We start from the raw sequence: 21087 nt of genomic DNA, 5'->3' as shown, positions 1-21087 counted from the left end.
GTCAGTATGGTCCGCGCGGCTTTTGAGGGTGGCGGGCGTAATTTCCATTCAACCGCAGCGTTTCGGGTCTTCGTGGCATGGCTCAGGACACGGGACGCGGCGAGAATGGAGATCGCGATAGATCGCCCGAGGAAGCTGCGCTTTCCGAACGGCTCGGGAATCTTGATCAGCGGTTGAGCGAATTTCGCGGCCGCCACGTCAAGACCGAGCAACCCGCAGGTGACGGTGAGGACAAAGCGGCCAGAGCCTCGGCGATGGCGCTTGGTTTCCGGTTATCCTCCGAGTTGGTCGCCGGGGTCGTTGTCGGAGCGGGGATTGGCTGGGGTTTCGACCGCTTGCTGTCGACATCGCCTTTCGGATTTATCGTGTTCCTGCTGCTGGGCTTCGTGGCCGGCGTGGTGAACGTGGTGAGAACGGCGGGCGCGGGTCAAAACAGGCGCGGTGGTTCGTAGCCAATCCAAACTGGAGAGGAATGATCGCGCCGGCTTCGCCGGTGCGGGCCGGCCCGCACCGGCACACCGAGACCAGCCGGCTAGCCCGGCAGACCAAGAGATGCCGCGCCGATGAAAATCGATCCGATCCACCAGTTCAACATCGAGCCTCTCTTCACGATCGGCCATATCGGCAATCAGACGATCGCCTTCACCAATTCCTCGCTCTACATGCTGGTTGCGGTGGCGATCATCTCGTTCCTGATGCTTGCCAGCGGCCGGCAGCTGGTTCCCGGGCGCCTGCAGTCGGTCGCGGAAATCTCCTACGAGTTCGTCGCATCGACCATCCGTTCGACCGCCGGCGCGGAAGGCATGAAGTTCTTCCCGCTGATCTTCTCGCTCTTCATGTTCCTCTGCGTCTCGAACCTCGTGGGTATCATCCCCTACACCTTCACGATCTCGAGCCACCTCATCGTGACCGGAGCGCTTGCGCTGCTGGTCTTCTTCACCGTCCTGATCTACGGCGTCGTCAAGAACGGCGTGAAATTCTTCAAGATCTTCGTTCCCCACGGCGTCCCCATCTACATCCTGCCGCTGGTGATGTTCATCGAGGTCCTGTCGTTCTTCCTGCGGCCGGTCTCCCACAGCGTCCGTCTGTTCGCCAACATGCTGGCCGGCCACATCGCGCTGAAGGTGTTCGCGGGCTTCGTTGCCATGCTCGGCTTCTCGCTCGGCGCCCTCGGCTGGGTCGGCGGCGTGCTGCCGCTGGCGCTCACGATCGCGCTGTATGCTCTCGAGATCCTGGTCGCGTTCCTGCAAGCCTATGTGTTCGCGATCCTGACCTGCATCTATCTCAACGACGCCATTCATCCGGGACACTGAGCGGTCCGGGGAATTTCCACCCACAACCCAATCTTTCCTCCAAGGAGTCAAAAATGGATCCGGCAGCAGCAAAACTTATCGGCGCGGGCATCGCGTGCATCGGCATGGGCGGTGCGGGCGTCGGCGTGGGCGTGATTTTCGGCAACTATCTCGCCGCAGCCGTTCGCAACCCGTCGGCCGCTCAGGGCCAGTTCGGCAACCTGATCTTCGGCTTCGCCGTGACCGAAGCGCTCGGCATCTTCTCGCTGCTGATCGCGCTGCTGCTGCTGTTCGTTCCGCTCTGAGGACGATTTGTTTCGCGCCGCTTCGACCGAAGCGGCGCGCCTGACAGCAACAGGAGTACTCCATGGCTGAGAGTCATGGCGGGGCGAAGGGTCCGGCGGCGGGCGCCCACACCGAGGCCGAAGGCGGTCACGGTGGCGGCTTTCCGCCGTTCGAGAGCAGCACCTTTGCTTCGCAGCTGGTGTCGCTCGCGATCTTCTTCGTCGTGCTTTACGTGATCGTGTCCAAGCTCGCTTTGCCGCGCGTCGGCGGCGCGATCGAGGCGCGTCAGAACAAGATCGAGGGCGACCTCGCCGAAGCGCAGAAGCTGAAGGATCAGTCCGATGCTTCGCTGAAAGCCTACGAGAGCGAGCTCGCCTCGGCGCGCGCGCGTGCGCAGGCGATTGGCAACGAGTCACGCGACAAGGCCAATGCGCAGACGGAAGCCGAGCGCAAGGTGCTGGAAGAGCAGCTGGCGGCCAAGCTCGCCGAGGCGGAGAAGACCATCGCCTCGACCCGCACGACCGCCATGAGCAACGTCCGCGGCATCGCGGCCGATGCGGCAGGTTCGATCGTGCAGCAGCTCACGGGCGTCATTCCGGATGCGGCGTCGGTCAATGCCGCCGTTGACGCGTCGTTGAAGGGTTAGACGATATGTTCTTCGAACCTGAATTCTGGGTCGCCGTCGCCTTCGTGATCCTGATGGTCGTGTTCGGCTATCTCGGGGTCTTCAAGAAGGCCATGGCTGCGCTCGACCATCGCGCCGACCGCATCAAGGCCGAGCTCGACGACGCGATGCGTCTCAAGCAGGAGGCGGCGAAGGTGCTCGCCGACTACAAGGCGCGCACGGCTTCGGCCGAACGCGAAGCCGCCGACATCATCGCCAACGCCAGGGCCGAAGCCGAGCGCATCGCGACGGAGGCCAAGGCGAAGATGGAAGATTTCGTCGCCCGCCGCACCAAGACCGCCGAGGGCAAGATCGCGCTCGCCGAAGCCCAGGCGCTCGCCGACGTCCGTGCCGCAGCCGCGGAAGCCGCCGTCCAGGCCGCTTCCACGATCCTGTCGCAGTCGGTCAAGGGCCAGGTCGCCGACGATCTGCTGGCCAAGGGCATCACCGAAGTCCGGCAGAAGCTGAACTGAGGGCAACGGCTCTCGCCAACAATCAAAAAGCCGGCGCCACGAGCGCCGGCTTTTTTGTTTGGCCGACACGACAACCGCAAACTCGATGTCATCACCCGCGAAAGCGGGTGATCCAGTACTCCGAGACGATTGTGATTGATCGATACGCCGCGGCGTACTGGATGCCCCGGTCGAGCCGGGGCATGACAGCTGAAGTTGCCGCGACCTACTTCTTCTTCCCCCGCGCCTTCGGCTCGGGCGCGAGCGCCTGCGGGTCGAAGCCGACATAGAAGATGTAGTTGTCGGCGACCGCGGCCGAGGGCACCGGATAGGACAGGTCCTCGGCGACAAAGGTGAACGGCACGCTGCCGCCCTCCGACATCTCGACCGTGGTCCGATAGGCCTTGGAGGCGATCACCTTCTCGCCGACGCCGCCCTGCACCACCGCGACGCGCAGCGGGACATCGACCGTGCTGGGCGCGCCGGCGGGGCCTGCGATGACGCGGCCCTGGATGCCCACGCGCACCGTGATCTCGCCTCCGTTGCGGGCGCATTCGCGCGCCATCTTGGTGATGGAGGCCTGAAAACGCACGTCGTTGCCGACGGCCGGCTTACCCGTCACCCCGACCCCATAGGTGGACGCCCCGGCGCGCACGGTGACCTGAGGACATTCGAGCTCATCGTCGGCCGGCCGTTGACCCGGCGCGGGCGCAGGCTTCGACTCGGCCGGCTCGTCGGACTTGCCGCCGAACAGACTCTTGAAGCGGTCGGTCAGCGACTGCGCCGCGACCGGCGAGACGGCCGCCAGTGAGACCGAGAGCGCCAGCCCGATCACCGGACCTCGCCGCAGCGCATTCCGCAATGACCAAAGCTCTTTCATGAACGCCCGTACTCCGTGACACCATCCTGGCAGGTCGCCAGCTTGGTGCGCTTATATCGCTAAAATCGGCGATCCCAAGGCACGAAAAAGCTGAGTTTGGCCCGCGCGGAGACCGGCGCTCAACCGCGGAAATCCTCGTGCAGCAGGCCGAACAGCAAATGGTCCTGCCAGATCCCGTTGATGCAGAGATAGCGGCGCGCCAGGCCCTCACGGGAGAAGCCGCATTTCTCCAGCACCCGGATCGACGGCGCATTGGTGGGGATGCAGGCGGCCTCAACCCGGTGCAGATTGAGCTCGCCGAACAGCGTCGGGAGCAGCACCCGAAGCGCGGCCGTCATGTAGCCGCGATGGGCATGGGACTGGCCGACCCAGTAGCCGATGGTCCCCGCTTGCACGATGCCGCGGCGGACATTGGCCAGCGTGATGCCGCCGACCATAGCGCCGTCGAGCTCGCGGAAGATCAGGAAGGGGTAGGAGCGGTCCGCGGCGATATCCTCGGAATAGCGACGCAGGCGGCGGCGGAAGCCGGACCGGGTCAGATCGTCCGACGGCCAGATCGGCTCCCACGGCGTCAGATAATCGCGGCTGGTCTCGCGCAGATGCGCCCATTGCAGAAAATCGGACATCTGCGGTGCGCGCAGCAAGAGCCCGTTGCCGCGCGGGGCGAGGGCGGCAGGTCCACTGGATGGCAGGCGAAACAGGGCCATGGTGATGCTTCCCGGGGCGCCGTGCGCGGCTCCTAATGCAGCTGCGCCTTGGTGCGCGCCCGGGTCAATCCTTCCGCAAAAGACACCGCCGTGTCCAGACCCCTGCCGCTGCCCAATGCAACCACCGCAGGGCGGCTGCGCGAAAGCAGTGCACGCGCGGCATCGCGGGTCGATTCGATGCTGACGGCGTCGATCCGGGCCACCAGCTCCTGCGCCGTTTGCGGCCGCCCATAGGCGAGCACGTGACGGGCAAGCTGCTCGGCGCGCGACGAGCAGCTCTCCAGCGCCATCAAGAGGCCGGCCTTCATCTGCGCCTTGGCGCGGGCAATCTCGGCTTCGGTCAGCGTCTCCACCGAATCGTTCATGACGTCGATGACGACCTCCATCATCTCGGGCGCGTCGGCGGGGTCGGTCCCGGTGTAGAGGCCGAAGAAGCCGGTGTCGGTATAGGGCGCATGGAATGAGTAGATCGAGTAGCAGAGGCCGCGCTTCTCGCGGACCTCCTGGAACAGCCGCGACGACATCCCGCCACCGAGGATGTTGGTGAAGACTTGCAGCGAGAACAGCGCCGGATCCGTCTGCGGTACGCCTTCGAGCGCCAGCGTCAGGTGCGCCTGCTCGAGTTCGCGGTGTACGACCTTGATGCCGCCCTTGCCGAACTGGGCTGCCTGCGGCTTCGGCCCCGGCGTTGCCTCAAAGCTTGCAAAGCGCTTCTCGACCTCGGCGACAACCTGCGTGTGATCGACGGCGCCGGCGGCCGCCACGACCATGTCGGGCCCGCGGTAATGCGTCGAGAGATACCCGCGCAGCATGTCGCGGTTGAAGCCTTTCAGCGTCTTGGCGGTGCCGAGCAGCGAGCGCCCCATCGGCTGGTCGGGATAGCAGAGCTCGTTGAGATGCTCGAACACGACGTCGTCGGGCGTATCCTGGGCGGCGCCGATTTCCTGCACGATGACGTTCTTCTCGCGCTCGAGCTCGTCGGGCTCGAAGGCGGGATTGGCCAGAATGTCGGCGAGCACATCGAGCGCCAGCGGCACGTCGGCTTTCATCACCCGGGCATAATAGGAGGTCGTCTCCGTCGAGGTGCCGGCGTTGAGGTCGCCGCCGACCGCCTCGATCTCCTCCACGATCTCGCGCGAGGATCGCCCTGTCGTGCCCTTGAAGGCCATGTGCTCCAGAAGGTGCGAGATGCCGTGCTCGTTCGGCTTCTCGTCGCGGCCGCCGACGCCGGCCCAGACGCCGAGCGCCGCGGTCTCGAGGTGGGGCATGTTGTCGGTCACGACGGTCAGGCCGGAGGCAAGCTTGGAGATCTCGACGCTCATCCGGCAACTCCTTGTTTTGCGGCGCGGCTGACCGACAGCACGAACCGCTCGACCTCGGCCTGGTCGTTCTTGATCACCTTCATGTGTTCGGACTTGGTCATGAGACCGTCGAGCCAAGCCGGCAGTTGCGGCCGCTGGCCGCAGGCCGCCTCCACAGCATCCGGGAACTTGGCCGGATGGGCGGTGGAGAGCACGATATTCGGCACGGTCGTGTCGGTGGTATCGCGGTCGGCGACCGCGAGCGCGACGGCCGTGTGGGGATCGACGAGCTCGCCAGCCTCGCGCCAGGCAGCGCGGATCGCGGCCGCGGTTTCGGTCTCATCAGCGCGGCCGGCGTCGAATTCCTCGCGGATCGCAGCCAGCGTGGCGTCGGGCAGCACGAAGCGCCCCGACTGCTTCAGCTGCTCCATCAGCCGGCGCACGCCGGCCGCATCGCGCCGGCCGGCTTCGAACAGCAGCCGCTCGAAATTCGACGAGATCTGGATGTCCATCGACGGCGACGCGGTGGCATGCACCTCGCGCACCTCGTAGATCCCGGTCTTGAGCGTGCGGGCGAGGATATCGTTGACGTTGGCGGCAATGCGAAGCGTCCGTATCGGGAGTCCCATGCGCTTGGCGACGTAGCCCGCGAAAATGTCGCCGAAATTGCCGGTCGGCACGATGAAATCCACCGCGCGCGCGGGCGCGCCGACGGCAACCGCCGACGTGACGTAGTAGACCACCTGCGCGACGATACGCGCCCAGTTGATGGAATTGACGCCGGACAGCGAGGTCGCATCGCGGAAGCGGTGGTTGTTGAACATCCCCTTCACGAGCGCCTGGCAATCGTCGAAATTACCTTGGACGGCGAGCGCATGAACATTGGCCGCGCCTGTCGTCGTCATCATGCGCTGCTGCACCTCGGAGATGCGGCCGTGCGGAAACAGCACGATGAGATCGACGTTCTCCAGCCCTGCAAACGCGTCAACTGCGGCGCCACCGGTGTCGCCCGACGTCGCGACCACGATGGTGGTGCGCTGGCCACGCTTGGCGAGAACATGATCCATCAGCCGCGAGATCAGCTGCATCGCGACGTCCTTGAACGCGAGCGTCGGACCGTGGAACAGCTCCAGCACGAATTGATGCGGTGACATCTGGCGCAGCGGCACCACCGCCGGATGGCGGAAGGTGGCGTAGGCCTCGTTCGCCATGCGACCGAGGTCGGCGTCCGAAATCTCACCGCCGACGAAGGGACGGATCACGTCGACCGCAACCTCCCAATAGGGGCGGCCGAAAAAACCTGTGATCGTCTCAGCGGAGAGCTGCGGCCAGGTGACCGGCACATACAGGCCGCCGTCGCGAGCAAGCCCGGTCAGCATCACGTCGCAGAAGCCAAGCTCAGGGGCCTCGCCCCGGGTCGAGATATAACGAGTCAAACTGCCCTCCAAAGGCCGGCCCGGCCTGAAATCGAGCCTTAAGCCTTTGATTTCACGATGTTCCTAGTTTGCAGCCGGAGGCTTTGCGGCACCATAGAGTGTTTTGCGGCATCGGGAAACCGGTCAACGAAAAAGGGCTGCGGCGATGCCGCAGCCCTCCTCTTGGAAGGTCTGTCGTTGCTGTGTGCAGACCGGTTTTCGCGTCGGGTGTCACCACCCCCTGAAATCGTTCGTTCGAGCTATCGTCGCCTGTCCAGGGATCGTCAAGGACAAAACGACGGGGGCAGCCAAATGTTCCGGTTTTTCCCGATATGCTACGGCTGGTGCTGAGCTTCATACAGCTTGGCAGCGGACGCTATTGCTTCGTTTTCCCGGCGTGTCGCGCCAACCTGGGAACGAACATCCCGTCGGCCCATTGTGTCGGCGGATGGTACCAGCCGTTCGTCCCCACATTGCCCAGACGCACGGCGATGCCACTCCGTCGGCCGGACCGGCGGCATTCTGGAGCAGCCGGTTCGGTCCCCTGACGAAAGTCAGTTCATCCCGATTTCCACCGCGATCCGGATCAGGTCGGAATGGTTCTTGGCGCCGAGCTTCTGCTTGAGCAGGGACGTGGTGTTGGCGACCGTCTTGTAGGAGATGCCGAGCGCCTCGGCGACCTCGACGATCTTGTTGCCGCGCCCGAGCAGGCGGAGAATTTCCAGCTCCCGCGGGGTCATCTGCGAGGCTGGATTGGCCTTGATGGCCGCGCCCGAGAACGTCACGGCCTCCGCGAGCTGCGGGGAGATAAAATTGTCGCCTGCGATCACCTTGCGCACTGCCTTGAGCAGGATCCGGGGGTCGTCGCCCTTGGAGACATAGCCCTGTGCGCCCAGTTCGACCGCGCGCACCACGAAAGCCGGATCGTCATTCATGCTGAACATGATGATCTTGGCGTCCGGGTCGTCCTTGCGGATCCGGCGCATCAGTTCGAAGCCGGAGACGTCGGGCAGGCTGATGTCGATGACCGTGACGTCGGGACGCTTGCTGATATAAGCGCGGTGCCCGGACTTGGCGTCGGTTGCCTCGTCGATGCGGATGGAATGGTCGGACGCAAACAGGGTGCGGCAACCGGACAGCACCACGGGATGATCGTCGACGATCAGTACTCTGGTTGCCGGCTTGGCGGTATCTTGCATCGTAACTCTCTGTTTTCTCGACTCATAGGCCGCCGGGAACAAATGGAAAGAGCAAATTCCGCTGATGCCCGTTAGAATTGACCTAATGTGGCAACGGCTCCCATTCAGGACGCAACTGTTTCTTCCGCTCGGCGTCAGCTTCGTCGCCGCACTGGTCATGGGCGCCGTGCTGCTCCAGACCTTCGCGACCGGCCAGTTGGCCGACGAGAACGAGGCGGGGCGGCGCTCGACCAGGATGGTCGCGGCCGCGCTCAACGCCACCCTGCGGGCCTCCGAGAAGCCTGGGCAGGCGCTCGAGGCCTTTGTCCACGCGATGGATACGGCCTCGGATATCCAATTCCGGCCGGCGGAGGCAGGTCCCACCTCTTCCGCGGATGACGCCCTGCACACCCTGCATGGCGTACCACGATGGTTCATCGACCTGCTTGGTGTTCCCGACGTGAACGAGACATCCCCGGTGATGATCGGCGGCTCGCGCGTCGGCGACATCGTGTTCCGGCCCGACCTGTCGGCCGATGTGTTCGAGAAATGGGTCGGCTTTCTCGCGTTGATCGGTCTCGTCGCGGTGCTGACGGCGGTCACCGCAATCGTCGCCTATGTTTTCGCGGGATCGGCGCTGCATCCCCTGCAAAATCTCGGCGAAGGGCTGACGCGGATACGCCGCGGCGATTACGCAAACCTGATCCCGATCGGAGGGCCGCCGGAGATTCGGCAGAGCTGCGAGGAGGCCAATGCGCTCGCCGCAACACTCGCGCAATTGAGCCAGGACAATCGCGATCTCCTGCACCGTCTGGTGTCGCTCCAGGACGACGAGCGGCGCGTTCTCGCCCGCGAACTGCATGACGAGCTCGGGCCGCTGTTGTTCAGCATCCGCGTCGGCACGATCGCCCTGGTCGAGGCCGTGCCGGCTTCGGGACATCTCGGCGATTCGGCGCAGGAGGTGCTGCAATCGGTCGAAGCACTTCAGCAGGCCAACCGCCGCATCCTCGACCGGCTGCGGCCGCTGTACATCGAGGAATTGGGGCTCGAGAGCAGCGTGCAGACGCTGCTCCGGAATTTCCGCCGGCAGGCACCGCATATCGCCGTGACGGCAACGATCGATCCTGCGCTTGACGGGATCGGCGGGGCGCTGGCCCAGACCGTCTACCGGGTGATCCAGGAAGCGCTGACCAACGTGCTGCGCCACGCCGGAGCGCGCAACGCCCACGTGCAGGCAGCCGTCGCCGGCGATGCCCTCGCCATCGAGGTCTCCGATGACGGCGGCGGCTTTCCCGCGGAGAATGTCTTCGGCCGGGGCCTCACCGGCATGCACGAGCGCGTGCGCGCGCTCAGCGGGTCGCTGTCACTGCTGCGTGCCGACGAACGAACCTATGTGCGCTGCCGCCTGCCGATCGAGAAGACGCGGGACGTACCGCGCTCCGGCTAGCACGCGGCGCAATTGTGAGAGCTCTGCTGCGCCGGCTCGCAGACCATGCTGTAGATCTTGCCTCCCGGGCTGAACCGAAACGAGACGCGAATGCGCAGCGCGCCCGCAACGGAATATTCGAGATCGACGCCTTGTGGCACCGGCTTGATCTCTTCGAGGCCAAAGCGCACCGACGGGAAGGCGCTGAGCTGCGGCCTCCAAAAGGCTTCGAGCTCGCTCCGGCCGCGATAGCTGTGCTTGCCGTTGCACGTGCATTCGAGCTCGGCGTCGTCGGTATAGAGGTCGAGCAACGCCGCAAGGTCGCCCTTCCGGCAGGCATCCACCCAATCGACGACTATTCCCATCTGATCAAAATCGCTCACGCTGCAATCCTGTCTGCCGCGGAAAAATCTCAAGGCGGCTTAGGATCACAGTCGTGAATATGTCCTGAACAATAAACCCCGGGCGATTCCGGGTTTCGTCCGGGAACCTACGGCGTCGCTCCGCTCTGCCGCCGTCCCCTCACCCAGAGGGCGAAGGCGATCAACACCGCACCTGCGAGCGTGAACCAGGTGATGGCATATTGCAGATGGTCGTCCTTCAGATGCACATCGAGCGGACCCGGACGCGGAATGCCGTTCGCGGGGACCGGTTGCTCCAGGTCGATGTAGAACGGCGCGACCGCGCCCCAGCCGAGTGCGCTTGCGATCGCCAGGTGATCGCGCACGAACCAGAGCCGCTTGTCGCGATTCTCCGCGGGCGTGAGCCATCCCGGCGCTTCCGGAAAACGCAGATAGCCGGTGAGCGCGAGCGGCGTGCCGGTGACGAGCTTCTTCACCGCGCGATCCTCGACGCCGCGATCCTGCATCGTGTTCTCGACGAACCCCGCATCGATCACGACGATCTCCCCGCCCGGCAGCCGCGCCGGCAGAAAGGCCCAGGTGCCGGGGCCGGAGGCATCCTTGCGCACGGCGGAGCCGGGCGAATAAACCATCGCATCCGGCGAGGCCGCGTAGGTCGCGGTGAAGCTGACGCGGCGGAATTCGTCGCGCGCGGCGTTCAGGCCGCCCCATTGTGCCGGTGGCGGCAGCGCGATCGGCGGCTGCGCGAGACGCTCAGTGAGTGCGGCGATCAATTCGTGCTTGGCGCTGCGACGCTGCAGCTGCCAGACGCCGAGCGCGACGAAGGCCGCCGTTAGCAACAGCGTGAACAGCGCGAAGCCGGCCACGCGGGGCTTGCGCGCTGTCTCGCTCATTTCTCGCGGTCGACCAGCCGGCCCGGCGCCGCCTTGTGGTGGAATTGCAGCGAGATCAACAGTGATTTCATCGCGCGTAGGGGCAGGAGCGTGGTGGCGAGGATCAGCGGCAGCCACAGCACCGCATGCAGCCAGTATGGCGGCTGGTACTTGACCTCGACCACCAGCGCACAGCCGACCACGATCGCACCGGCCAGCATGATGATGAAGATCGCAGGACCATCGCCGGTATCGATGAAGGCGTAGTCGAGGCCGCAGCGCTCGCAGGCGGGCGCCAGCGTCAGGAAGCCCGCATAGAGCTTGCCCGCGCCGCAGCGCGGGCATTTGCAGGCGAGCCCGCGTAGCGCGCTTTGCAGGACGGAGGTCTGGGTCTCGGAGGTGCCGGTGGTTTGGTTCATGACAAGCTAATCTACCACACTTCCTGGAGAAACCTCTTCAGCGGCAAAGCAAAAGGGCGGCCCTGCGGCCGCCCTTTGCCAATCGATCTCCCGCGGCTCAGTGCGCGCCGTGAGCCATGGTCTCGGCGCCGTGTCCCCAGACATAGATGCAGAGGAACAGGAACAGCCAGACCACGTCGACGAAGTGCCAGTACCAGGCCGCGAACTCGAAGCCGAGGTGCTGCGTGGGCGTGAAATGGCCGGCATAGGCGCGCGCCAGGCACACGATCAGAAAGATCGTGCCGACCAGGACGTGGAAGCCGTGGAAACCGGTCGCCATGAAGAACGTGGCGCCGTAGACGTTACCGGCGAACGAGAACGCCGCATGGCTGTACTCGTAGGCCTGCACGCAGGTGAAGGTCGCGCCCAACAGGATGGTCAGGATCAGGCCGTACTTCAGACCCTGGCGATCGTTCTCGAGCAGCGCATGATGCGCCCAGGTCACCGTGGTACCGGAGGTGAGCAGGATCAGCGTGTTCAAGAGCGGCAGGTGCCAGGGATCGAAAGTCTCGATGCCATGCGGCGGCCAGACACCGCCGAACAGCGCCTCGCGGGTGGCGTGAACGGGATCAGCGGGGAACAGCGCCGCGTTGAAATAGGCCCAGAACCAGGCGACGAAGAACATCACCTCGGAGGCGATGAACAGGATCATGCCGTAGCGATGGCTGATCTGCACGACGCGGGTGTGGTCGCCCTTGTACTGGGCTTCCTTGATCACGTCGCCCCACCAGCTCGCCATGGTGTAGAGCACGCCGATGGTACCGACACCGAAGATGATCGGCGCGGCCGAGAACATGTGATGCATCCAGGTGATCGCGCCGACTGCCATGATGAAGGCCGAGACGGAGCCGACCGCCGGCCACGGAGAGGGATCGACCAGGTGGTAGTCGTGATGCTTGCCTTGCGCGGTAGCCATTGCGGTCTCTCTCCTCAATCCCGTGCCTGTGCGGCACTTATCCCCTTACTCCGACACCCGGGCGATCAACCCGGCGGTCAGAGATTTCCCTTGCGCTTGTCGTCCTCGCCGGCTGCGACCGGCTTCACCACCGGATCGCGCACCGGATAGAACGTGTAGGACAGCGTGATCGTGCTGAGCCCGTCATTGTCGTGGTCGTTGACGATCGACGGATCGACGTAGAACACAACCGGCATCTCTCGCTTCTCGCCGGGCGCCATGGTCTGCTCGGTGAAGCAGAAGCAGTTGATCTTCTGGAAATACGAGCCGACCGTCAGCGGCGCGACATTATAGGCAGCCTGGCCTGACGTTGTGCGCGCGGCCTGGTTGGTCACGGTGTAATAGATCGTGGTGACCTGGCCGATATTGACCTCGACCTCGCTCTGCTCCGGCTCGAACTTCCAGGGCAGGCCAGGCGCAACGTTGGAATCGAAGCGCACCGAGATTTTGCGCGCGATCGGGCCGCTCGCAGGTGCCGAGGTCGCGACCTGGGTCGTGCCGTTGAAGCCGGTGGAGCGGCAGAACCAGTTGTAAAACGGCACGGCGGCATAGGATGCGCCGACCATCAACGCGACCACGCCGCCGCAGATCGAGGCGACCAGCGCGTCGCGGCCCAAACCACGGCGCACCGCTGCCGGCGGCTTTGGCGTCACGTCCTGCGCTATGGTCGGTTTCTGATCCATCTTCCTCATATCGGGCGAATTAGGACCGCGGGTCCCTTGACCAGGGTGACGGCGAAAAACAGCACGACCAGCACACCGAGCGCGAGGGCGATGGCAATCGAGCGCTGACGACGGCTCTTCTTCTGCGCCTCGGTGAGGACGATTCCATCTGGCTCGGGTTTGTCAGCCATCCCGTTCTCATGCGCCCCCAGCCAACGGAGCGAGCGCCCGGTACACGACCTCGGCGAGCAACGTCGCAAACAGCGCAAACAGATAAAGAATGGAGAAAGCAAAGAGCTTGCGGGTGGCGCGCAGCGACTGACTGCGCTCCCGGCGCAAGTAGACATTGATGGCGAGCACCAGCATGCCGGCGCCGAGCACCAGCGAGGTGACGCCGTAGATGGCGTCGAAATAGCCCAGCGCCCAGGGAGCGGCAGCGACCGCAATGAGCACGACGGTGTAGAGCAGGATCTGGAGACGCGTCGCGTCGGGACCGGCGACATTGGGCAGCATGGGAATGCCGGCGCGGGCGTAGTCGTCGGAGCGGAACAGCGCCAGCGCCCAGAAATGCGGCGGCGTCCAGAAGAAGATGATGGCGAACAGCAGCAGCGGCTCGACATCGACCGTGCCGGTCACGGCGGCCCAGGCCACCACCGGCGGCAGCGCGCCGGCAGCGCCGCCGATCACGATGTTCTGCGCCGTCCAGCGCTTCAGGCCGATCGTATAGATCACGACGTAGAAGAAGATGGTGAAGGCGAGCAGCGCGCCCGCGATCCAGTTGACGAGAATGCCGAGCGTCATCACCGAGAAGAAGGCGAGCGTCATCCCGAACGTCATCGCCTCGGGCCGGGTGACGCGGCCGCGCGGGATCGGCCGATTCGCCGTGCGCGACATCTTGGCATCGATGTCGCCCTCAAGCGCCATGTTGAGCGCACCGGAGGCGCCGGCGCCGACGGCGATGCAGAGCAGCGAGGTGATTGCGAGCACAGGGTGGAAATGCCCCGGTGCCAACGCCATCCCGACCAGCGCGGTGAAGATCACGAGCGACATCACCCGCGGCTTGAGCAGCGTGATGTAATCGCCGACCTCCGCTTCGGAGATCCTGGGATTGAAGTCGATGGCGTTGTGATCGAGGACGGACACTTAAACCTGCTTGCTTCGCTGTAGGGCCGCGGCGCCCGTGACGGGCGCCGCGGAATGTCGCTTACTGCACGCGGGGCAGCACTTCGAACTGGTGGAAGGGCGGCGGCGAGGACAGCGTCCACTCCAGCGTGGTGGCGCCGGCACCCCAGGGATTGTCGCCCGCCGGGACCTTTTTCATAAAGGCGTCGAACACGCAGTAGAGGAAGATCAGCACGCCGAAGCCGGAAATGTAGGAGCCGATCGAGGAGATCAGGTTCCAGCCCGCGAACGCGTCGGGATAGTCGACGTAGCGGCGCGGCATGCCGGACAGGCCGAGGAAGTGCTGCGGGAAGAACACCAGATTGACGCCGACGAAAGTGAACCAGAAATGCGCCTTCGCGATCGTCTCATTGTACATGTAGCCGGTCATCTTCGGGAACCAGTAGTACCAGCCGGCGAAGATGGCGAACACGGCACCGAGCGACAGCACGTAGTGGAAGTGCGCGACGACGTAATAAGTGTCCTGGAGCACGCGGTCGACGCCGGCATTCGCCAGCACGACGCCGGTGACGCCGCCGACCGTGAACAGGAAGATGAAGCCAACTGCCCAGATCATCGGCGCGCGAAACTCGATCGAGCCGCCCCACATCGTGGCGATCCAGGAGAATATCTTCACGCCGGTCGGCACCGCGATCACCATGGTGGCGGCGACGAAATAAGCCTGCGTCGCCGACGACATGCCGACCGTGTACATGTGGTGGGCCCAGACCACGAAGCCGATGCCACCGATCGCAACCATGGCGTAGGCCATGCCGAGATAGCCGAACACCGGCTTGCGCGAGAAGGTCGAGACGATCTGGCTGATCATGCCGAAGCCGGGCAGGATCAGGATGTACACCTCGGGATGGCCGAAGAACCAGAACAGGTGCTGGAACAGCACGGGATCGCCGCCACCGTCGGGCGAGAAGAAGGTGGTGCCGAAATTGCGGTCGGTGAGCAGCATCGTGATCGCGCCGGCGAGCACCGGCAGCGACAGCAGCAGCAGGAACACCGTCACCAGGATCGACCAGACGAACAGCGGCATCTTGTGCAGGGTCATGCCCGGCGCGCGCATGTTGAAGATCGTGGTGATGAAGTTGATGGCGCCGAGAATCGAGGAGGCGCCCGCCAGATGGAGCGACAGGATCGCGAAGTCCACCGCGGGGCCCGGATGCCCCGTGGTCGACAGCGGCGCATACATGGTCCAGCCGGCGCCGACGCCGTTGGCGCCGGGCTCGCCCTCGACGAAAGTCGACAGCAGGAGCAGCGCGAACGACGCCGGCAGCAGCCAGAACGAGACGTTGTTCATGCGCGGGAACGCCATGTCCGGCGCACCGATCATCAGCGGCACGAACCAGTTGCCGAAGCCGCCGATCATCGCCGGCATGACCATGAAGAAGATCATGATCAGACCGTGTGAGGTCACGAAGACGTTATAGGTGTGCGACTCGTGGAATATCTGCACGCCCGGAAACATCAACTCGGCACGAATCGCGATCGACATCGCGGCACCGATGACGCCCGCGATGACCGCGAAGATCAGGTACATCGTGCCGATGTCCTTGTGATTGGTCGAATAGACGTAGCGCCGCCATCCGGTCGGATGGGCGTGCTCGTCATGTCCGTGGTCTTGCGCGTGTTCGCCGTGTGCTGCTGCGCTCGTTGCCATTTTCAAATCCTGCCTTGCGTCCCATTCGGACCTTCGGAGGTCCCGCCCTTTATGTCGCCTTCAATCCACCTGAGCCTTCACCCGACGCTACTGCGCCGGGCCGGCCGCGGAGGCGAAAGTGCTGGTGCCGCCGCTCGCAAACTTCTTCTTCGCCGTTTCCACCCAGGAGGCGAAATCCTGCTCGCTCACCACACGCACCGCGATCGGCATGAAGGCGTGATCCTTGCCGCAGAGTTCAGAGCACTGACCGTAAAACATGCCAGTCTTGGTTGCCTTGAACCAGGTCTCGTTCAGCCGGCCGGGAATGGCGTCGATCTTGATGCCGAACGCAGGCACCGCGAAGGAGTGAATGACGTCGGCGCCGGTGGTCTGGACACGAACGACCTTGTTGACCGGAACCACCATCTCGTTGTCGACGCCGAGCAGCCGCGGCTGCTTGTCCTGGGCCATCAGCGAGTCGAATTCGAACTTGCCGTTATCCGGATAGGCATAGGACCAGTACCACTGCTTTCCCGTCGCCTTGATGGTCAGGTCCGCCTTCGGCACATCGAGTTCGAGGAACAGCAGCCGGAATGACGGCACCGAGATGCCGACCAGGATCAGCACCGGGACAAGGGTCCAGGCTACCTCGATCAGCGTGTTGTGCGTGGTCCGCGACGGCACTGGATTGGCCCTCGCATTGAACTTCACGACCACGGCCACGAGCAGCGCCAGCACGAACAGCGTGATCACGATAACGAGCACGGACAAGAAGTCGTGGAACCAGACAATATTGTCCATTACCGGAGACGCGGAGCCCTGAAGGTGCCATTCCCACGGGGACGGCTGCCCGAGCTCGGCGAACGCCGCGCCGCCCGTCGCCAGCGTGATGCCAGCCGCCACCATGGCGATGGTGGCCAATCCCAGCAATTGCCGGCCCACCTGACCTATCGACATCTTCATGCCGTTCGCGCTCCCCTAACGAAATCACCCCAGGTGCATCCCCCTATTTCCGGGAAATGCTTATTCGATCCGCCCGTCTGACAAACAGCCGCTCAAGAATACCTCTAAGAGGAATTGGGCCAGATCGCTAGAACGCCGAAATCAAGCTTCTCAAACCATAATTCTTGATCTATCGCAATGCAGTCTTGGGGCCCCTCTGTCAGCCATCACCCGCAAGATATTTCCCAGCAACATCAGACAAAAATACCGTTTCCGGGGATGCCGCGGCTTGACAGCGGAATTGCCCGCGGTAGGCACTGGCGGACAGTTACGCGGGAACCTGATTCGTGCCAGCGAAGGCTGACCGAGGCGGCGCGGGATTTGCTTGCGAATCGCCTTCAAGCCGCCGTCATTCCCGTATCAATCCGCAAGGCGCGAGCGACCGAAGCGAGCAGAGGGACCGACCCCGATGGGGCTTTCGAGATGCATGGCAGGGCCGGATAACAGCCTCAAGACGCTGATCGGCCGCCTGGCCATTCCCCTTTTCCTTGCCTTGCCGATCCTTGCATTGCCGGGCCTCGCCCATGCGCAGGGCGCGGTTCGCTCCGTCCATGGCGACTGGCAGATCCGCTGCGACACCCCGCCGGGCGCCCAGGCCGAGCAATGCGCCCTGATCCAGAGCGTGGTGGCCGAGGACCGCTCCAACGCCGGCCTCACCGTGATCGTGCTCAAGACGGCCGACCAGAAGAGCCGGCTGATGCGGGTGGTCGCCCCGCTCGGCGTGCTGCTGCCCTCCGGCCTCGGGCTGAAGCTCGACAACCAGGACGTCGGCCGCGCCGGTTTCGTCCGCTGCCTGCCCAATGGCTGCGTCGCCGAGGTCGTCATGGACGACAAGCTGCTCGGCCAGCTCCGCAGCGCCAAGACCGCGACCTTCATCATCTTCGAGACCCCGGAAGAGGGCATCGGCTTCCCGCTCAGCCTGAACGGGCTCGGCGAGGGATACGACAAGCTGCCGTAGGGGCCCGGCGAACCTATTGTTTCCGTAATGTGAGGCTTCGCGCCCTCGCGCAACGGGTCCGAAACCATTATCTTGCCGCACATCTCCAGATAATGGACGGATTCATGACCAACCCTGCCACGACGTCCCTGCTCGACCGCGCCAATCTCGACCGCGACCAGGTTCGCCACGAGGTCGCGCGCGGGCTTGCGGGCGCCGACGACGGCGAATTGTTCCTGGAATACAGTCAGACCGAAGCGCTGACATTCGACAATGGGCGGTTGAAGCAGGCGACCTACGACACCTCGCAGGGATTTGGCCTGCGCGCCGTCAAGGACGACGCTGTCGGCTATGCGCATTCCTCGGACGTGTCGCTGCCGGCTCTGATTCGCGCCGCCGATGCCGTTGCTGCCGTGCGCGGCGGCTATTCCGGCAGCTTCGCGGCGCCGCCCACACACACCAATGTGCGGCTCTATGGCGACGACAATCCGCTGGATGCGCCGGGCTTCGAGACCAAGGTCAAGCTGCTCGCGGAGATCGACGCTTATCTGCGCGACAAGGACCCGCGGGTGCGGCAGGTCAGCGTCAGCCTGGGCGCGACCTGGCAGGTGATCGAGATCCTGCGGCCCGACGGCGAAAGCTATCGCGACATCCGCCCGCTGGTGCGCGTCAACGTCTCCGTGGTCGCCGGGCAAGGCGACCGCCAGGAGAGCGGCAGCAAGGGCTATGGCGGCCGCGCCGGCTATGCGGAATTCATCGAGAGCAAGAATTGGCGTGATGCCGCCGACGGTGCATTGCGCGAGGCGCTGGTCAATCTGGAATCGATTCCCGCCCCCGCCGGCGAGATGGACGTCGTGCTCGGCGCAGGCTGGCCCGGCGTGATGCTGCATGAAGCGGTCGGCCACGGCCTCGAAGGCGATTTCAACCGCAAGAAGACGTCGGCTTTCGCCGGTCTGATGGGCCAGCAGGTCGCCGCCAAGGGCGTCACTGTGGTCGACGACGGCACCATGGCCTCACGCCGCGGCTCGCTGTCGATCGACGACGAGGGCACACCGACCAACCGCACCGTGCTGATCGAGGACGGCGTTCTGGTCGGCTACATGCAGGATCGCCAGAACGCGCGACTGATGAACATGAAGCCGACCGGCAACGGTCGCCGCCAGGGCTATGCCCACGTGCCGATGCCGCGCATGACCAACACCTACATGCTTGCTGGCGATCGCGACCCGGCCGAGATTCTCGCCTCGGTGAAGAACGGCGTGTTCGCCGCGAATTTCGGTGGCGGACAGGTCGACATCACCTCGGGCAAATACGTGTTCCAGTGCACCGAGGCCTACAAGATCGAGAACGGCAAGATCGGCGCGCCCTTGAAGGGCGCTATGCTGATCGGCAACGGGCCGACCGACCTGCACCGCATCCGCATGATCGGCAACGACCTTGCGCTTGATACCGGCATCGGCACTTGCGGCAAGAACGGCCAGGGCGTGCCGGTCGGCGTCGGCCAGCCGTCGCTTCTAATGGAACGCATTACTGTAGGTGGAACGGGCGCATGAGCGTTGAGAAGGTAACTGGCACCACCAAGCGGAAGAGCAGCGGCTGGCGCGGACTGCTCGTGCAGCTCGTGCAGCTCGCCGGCATCGTCGCTGCCGTGTTCATCGCCAAGGGCGCGCTGGCCGAGCCATTCTATGTGCCGTCGGGCTCGATGGAGCCGACGCTGCTGATCGGCGACGCGCTGCTCGCCTCGAAGTTCCCTTATGGCTACGGCACCTCGTCGCTGCCGATCCAGATCAACCTGCCGGAAACCGGCCGCGTCTTCGCGGAGACGCCGAAGCAAGGCGACGTCGTGGTGTTCCGCTGGCCCGGCGATCGCTCGCAGGCCTGGGTCAAGCGCGTCGTGGGACTGCCCGGCGACCGCATTCAGATGCGACAGGGCCAGCTCTTCATCAACGACCGCCCGGCCGAACTGAAGCCGGACGGCGTCGGTGCTGCCGAGGACGACAATGGCGGCAGCGAACCGGCCTATCGCTATGTGGAGACGCTGCCAAACGGCGTGTCGCACCTGATCTTCAAGATGCGCGACAACGGCCCCCTCGACAACACGCAGGAAGTCACGGTGCCGGCTGGCCATCTCTTCGTGCTCGGCGACAACCGCGACAACTCGGCCGACAGCCGCGTGCCGTTGCGCTCGGGCGGGGTCGGCCTTTTGCCGGTCGACAATCTGGTCGGCCGTGCCGATGCCGTGCTGGGCTCCTGGGATCTCGGCATGCGCGGCCAGCCGGTGTGGACCTGGCTCTCCGGCTTCCGGCTCGCGCGGTTCTTCACCGCCGTGCACTGAGCTGAGCCCAAGACCCTGATCAAATGACCTTCGACGATGTCAGAAAATTTGCGCTGACGTGGCCGGAGGTCGAGGATGGCACCTCCTACGGCACGCCGGCACTGAAGGTCCGCAAGAAGCTGCTGGCGCGCCTGAAGGAAGATGGCGACAGCCTGGTGATGCCGGATGTCCCGATCGACGAGCGCGCGATGCTCATCGAGAGCCAGTCGAAAATCTTCTACTTCACCGATCACTACGCCGACTATCCGATCGTACTGATCCGCCTGTCCAAGGCGAAGCGCGCGATCGTCGAACCGCTGTTGCGGCGGCGCTGGCGCGCGCTCGCATCGAAAGCGGCGCAGGCGAACGATAATGCGGAGTGAGATCCCGTAGGGTGGGCAAAGCCAGCGTGCCCACCAAAACCAACGTGATTGCAGAGATGGTGGGCACGGCGCTTCGCGCCTTTGTCCACCCTACGGAATCTTTTCTACCTCACCACGCCCGACGTAAATCCCGCCTTGCGACGCGGCGGCTTGATTTCCTTTTTCAGGAAACAGCGCGCCTCGCGGCCGGTGTAGCCGGGGCGGGCATAGGTGAAAGCGCGGCATTTGTTGTCGGCGGTACAGGCGGCCTTGCAGGCATCCTCGCCCTCGCCGTTCTTGAGCTCGAAATTGCGCAAGTCCCCGCCGGGGCGGTCGATCGAGGTTTCCACGCCCTCGACCCGCGGCTCGATCACGCCAGCACCGCGCACGCCGGAAATGCAGCAACTGCCCGGCACCCGGGGCGGCACGACGTTCTTGAGCCAGCACACCGCCGCGGCGCCGTCGATATCGGGGTAGCTGAAGCTCCAGGAGCGGCAGCGGCGATCGCGCTCGCACAGCAGCGCACAATCCTCGGGATCGCCCGATGTCACCGGCGTGCTGAAATAGTCGCCGCCGGGCCGATCGAACGCCGTCTGGGCGTGCGCAGGCCCGCACGCAAACAGGAGCGAAAGCAGCGCGGCACAGGCCACGACGCTTGCCATGACGGCCCCAGGCAGGCGGCCATTCCCCATCAAAACAGCTTTCGAGTTATTGACGACGCTCAGGTTTTTTTGGCCGGTCATTTGATCGCCGC

The 21087-nt window shown here is 64.6% G+C and carries 25 protein-coding genes; 10 read left to right on the top strand and 15 right to left on the bottom strand.

Going from position 1 to position 21087, the window contains the following annotated elements:
• Positions 1 to 77: 77 nt before the first annotated feature.
• From AC0L2O_RS05340 to AC0L2O_RS05320, 5 genes are all read left to right on the top strand, one after another.
• Entirely contained in the window at positions 78 to 452 is a 375-nt protein-coding gene (locus AC0L2O_RS05340; RefSeq protein WP_369720627.1) for an AtpZ/AtpI family protein, read from the top strand.
• Positions 453 to 563: 111 nt separating this feature from the next.
• Positions 564 to 1313, top strand: coding sequence for a F0F1 ATP synthase subunit A (locus tag AC0L2O_RS05335; RefSeq protein ID WP_369720626.1), 750 nt, complete (start codon positions 564 to 566; stop codon positions 1311 to 1313).
• Between the two features lie 53 nt (positions 1314 to 1366).
• On the top strand, positions 1367 to 1597 hold the full coding sequence (locus AC0L2O_RS05330) for a F0F1 ATP synthase subunit C (protein WP_007599451.1): 231 nt from the start codon (positions 1367 to 1369) through the stop codon (positions 1595 to 1597).
• A gap of 62 nt (positions 1598 to 1659) precedes the next feature.
• Entirely contained in the window at positions 1660 to 2223 is a 564-nt protein-coding gene (locus AC0L2O_RS05325) for a F0F1 ATP synthase subunit B family protein (RefSeq protein WP_473368943.1), read from the top strand.
• A 5-nt stretch (positions 2224 to 2228) separates the two neighbouring features.
• Positions 2229 to 2714, top strand: a complete 486-nt coding sequence (locus tag AC0L2O_RS05320) for a F0F1 ATP synthase subunit B family protein (RefSeq protein ID WP_369720624.1) — start codon at positions 2229 to 2231, stop codon at positions 2712 to 2714.
• Between the two features lie 205 nt (positions 2715 to 2919).
• On the opposite strand, the gene AC0L2O_RS05315 is transcribed toward AC0L2O_RS05320, so the two are convergent.
• The 5 genes from AC0L2O_RS05315 to AC0L2O_RS05295 form a co-directional block, all read right to left on the bottom strand.
• Entirely contained in the window at positions 2920 to 3573 is a 654-nt protein-coding gene (locus AC0L2O_RS05315) for a hypothetical protein (protein WP_473368942.1), read from the bottom strand.
• A 119-nt stretch (positions 3574 to 3692) separates the two neighbouring features.
• A complete protein-coding gene (locus AC0L2O_RS05310; protein WP_045010968.1) occupies positions 3693 to 4280 on the bottom strand; it encodes a GNAT family N-acetyltransferase in 588 nt (195 codons plus the stop codon).
• A gap of 32 nt (positions 4281 to 4312) precedes the next feature.
• Positions 4313 to 5602, bottom strand: a complete 1290-nt coding sequence (locus AC0L2O_RS05305; RefSeq protein WP_409191579.1) for a M16 family metallopeptidase — start codon at positions 5600 to 5602, stop codon at positions 4313 to 4315.
• Complete coding sequence (thrC, locus tag AC0L2O_RS05300) at positions 5599 to 7017, bottom strand: threonine synthase (RefSeq protein ID WP_473368941.1); 1419 nt, start codon at positions 7015 to 7017, stop codon at positions 5599 to 5601. The genes AC0L2O_RS05305 and thrC overlap by 4 nt, the downstream gene beginning before the upstream one ends.
• Positions 7018 to 7550: 533 nt before the next feature.
• Entirely contained in the window at positions 7551 to 8195 is a 645-nt protein-coding gene (locus AC0L2O_RS05295) for a response regulator transcription factor (RefSeq protein WP_369720620.1), read from the bottom strand.
• An 85-nt stretch (positions 8196 to 8280) separates the two neighbouring features.
• Between AC0L2O_RS05295 and AC0L2O_RS05290 the strand changes: the two genes are divergently transcribed.
• The gene (locus AC0L2O_RS05290; RefSeq protein ID WP_409191578.1) at positions 8281 to 9621 is read left to right on the top strand and encodes a histidine kinase; all 1341 of its coding nucleotides are present in this window, start codon (positions 8281 to 8283) and stop codon (positions 9619 to 9621) included.
• Here AC0L2O_RS05290 and AC0L2O_RS05285 read toward each other — a convergent pair.
• From AC0L2O_RS05285 to coxB, 9 genes are all read right to left on the bottom strand, one after another.
• Entirely contained in the window at positions 9618 to 9983 is a 366-nt protein-coding gene (locus tag AC0L2O_RS05285; protein ID WP_369720619.1) for a nuclear transport factor 2 family protein, read from the bottom strand. The genes AC0L2O_RS05290 and AC0L2O_RS05285 overlap by 4 nt on opposite strands.
• 107 nt (positions 9984 to 10090) lie before the next feature.
• Positions 10091 to 10855 carry an SURF1 family protein gene (locus AC0L2O_RS05280; protein ID WP_473368940.1) on the bottom strand — a complete coding sequence of 255 codons (765 nt, stop codon included), beginning with the start codon at positions 10853 to 10855 and terminating at the stop codon, positions 10091 to 10093.
• A complete protein-coding gene (locus AC0L2O_RS05275; protein ID WP_369720617.1) occupies positions 10852 to 11253 on the bottom strand; it encodes a DUF983 domain-containing protein in 402 nt (133 codons plus the stop codon). Before AC0L2O_RS05275 ends, AC0L2O_RS05280 begins: the two co-directional genes overlap by 4 nt.
• A gap of 97 nt (positions 11254 to 11350) precedes the next feature.
• Complete coding sequence (locus AC0L2O_RS05270; RefSeq protein WP_409191574.1) at positions 11351 to 12208, bottom strand: cytochrome c oxidase subunit 3; 858 nt, start codon at positions 12206 to 12208, stop codon at positions 11351 to 11353.
• Positions 12209 to 12285: 77 nt separating this feature from the next.
• On the bottom strand, positions 12286 to 12930 hold the full coding sequence (locus tag AC0L2O_RS05265) for a cytochrome c oxidase assembly protein (RefSeq protein WP_369720615.1): 645 nt from the start codon (positions 12928 to 12930) through the stop codon (positions 12286 to 12288).
• A gap of 5 nt (positions 12931 to 12935) precedes the next feature.
• The gene (locus AC0L2O_RS05260; protein ID WP_369720614.1) at positions 12936 to 13100 is read right to left on the bottom strand and encodes a CoxF protein; all 165 of its coding nucleotides are present in this window, start codon (positions 13098 to 13100) and stop codon (positions 12936 to 12938) included.
• Positions 13101 to 13107: 7 nt separating this feature from the next.
• Positions 13108 to 14052: a heme o synthase gene (locus AC0L2O_RS05255; RefSeq protein WP_369720613.1), complete on the bottom strand. Its 945-nt coding sequence runs from the start codon at positions 14050 to 14052 to the stop codon at positions 13108 to 13110.
• A 61-nt stretch (positions 14053 to 14113) separates the two neighbouring features.
• Complete coding sequence (gene ctaD, locus AC0L2O_RS05250; RefSeq protein WP_369720612.1) at positions 14114 to 15739, bottom strand: cytochrome c oxidase subunit I; 1626 nt, start codon at positions 15737 to 15739, stop codon at positions 14114 to 14116.
• Between the two features lie 87 nt (positions 15740 to 15826).
• Complete coding sequence (coxB, locus tag AC0L2O_RS05245; protein WP_369720611.1) at positions 15827 to 16681, bottom strand: cytochrome c oxidase subunit II; 855 nt, start codon at positions 16679 to 16681, stop codon at positions 15827 to 15829.
• Positions 16682 to 17147: 466 nt separating this feature from the next.
• Here coxB and AC0L2O_RS05240 point away from each other — a divergent pair, with 466 nt between their 5' ends.
• From AC0L2O_RS05240 to AC0L2O_RS05225, 4 genes are all read left to right on the top strand, one after another.
• Positions 17148 to 17678, top strand: coding sequence for an invasion associated locus B family protein (locus AC0L2O_RS05240; RefSeq protein WP_473368939.1), 531 nt, complete (start codon positions 17148 to 17150; stop codon positions 17676 to 17678).
• Between the two features lie 104 nt (positions 17679 to 17782).
• Entirely contained in the window at positions 17783 to 19210 is a 1428-nt protein-coding gene (gene tldD / locus AC0L2O_RS05235; RefSeq protein WP_473368938.1) for a metalloprotease TldD, read from the top strand.
• A complete protein-coding gene (gene lepB / locus AC0L2O_RS05230; RefSeq protein WP_473368937.1) occupies positions 19207 to 19992 on the top strand; it encodes a signal peptidase I in 786 nt (261 codons plus the stop codon). The genes tldD and lepB overlap by 4 nt, the downstream gene beginning before the upstream one ends.
• 23 nt (positions 19993 to 20015) lie before the next feature.
• A complete protein-coding gene (locus AC0L2O_RS05225) occupies positions 20016 to 20354 on the top strand; it encodes an MmcQ/YjbR family DNA-binding protein (protein ID WP_369720605.1) in 339 nt (112 codons plus the stop codon).
• A 104-nt stretch (positions 20355 to 20458) separates the two neighbouring features.
• On the opposite strand, the gene AC0L2O_RS05220 is transcribed toward AC0L2O_RS05225, so the two are convergent.
• Entirely contained in the window at positions 20459 to 21025 is a 567-nt protein-coding gene (locus AC0L2O_RS05220) for a PAN domain-containing protein (RefSeq protein ID WP_369726611.1), read from the bottom strand.
• Positions 21026 to 21087: the final 62 nt, after the last annotated feature.

It is taken from the genome of Bradyrhizobium sp. Kon10 (assembly GCF_055807395.1).
This window is presented reverse-complemented; position numbering and strand designations above follow the sequence as displayed.